1 protein-coding gene is annotated in these 362 nt (G+C 59.4%); it reads right to left on the bottom strand.

Annotated features, from left to right (window positions below):
* A partial coding sequence (locus tag ACI7RC_RS27800; protein WP_408111391.1) for an RNA-guided endonuclease InsQ/TnpB family protein occupies positions 1-362 on the bottom strand: 362 nt, incomplete at both ends.

Here is a 362-nt window from a genome sequence, read left to right as displayed (position 1 = left end):
TTTGGCTTTCTGCCGGTTGCGGGAACCGCGTTGTTTGCGGGATAGTCGTCGTTGGGCGCGTCTCAGCCGCTTTTCCGCTCTTCGCAGATACCGCGGGTTGTCCACCTTCGTCTCATCGGACAGCGCCGCAAAGGTACTCAGCCCTACGTCGATGCCCACGGCCGTTTCCATCTCCTGGCCTGCTTCCGCTGCCTCCACTTTCACGCCGATGTTGGCCATCCACCCGTCCGCATACCGTTTCACATTGATTTGCGTCACGTTCGTCCGGTCGAAAGGACGGTGTGCATGCATGCGGACAAAGCCGATTTTGGGCAGATAGACGAATCCGTCGCGGGCGAATGTCTTGCTTACCGCACCAGGCT

The sequence above is a fragment of the Brevibacillus sp. B_LB10_24 genome (assembly GCF_046036945.1).
In the GTDB taxonomy this organism is placed as follows: Bacteria; Bacillota; Bacilli; order Brevibacillales; family Brevibacillaceae; genus Brevibacillus_C.
Note: the sequence above shows the minus strand (reverse complement) of the source record. Positions and strands in the feature narration are given on the sequence as shown.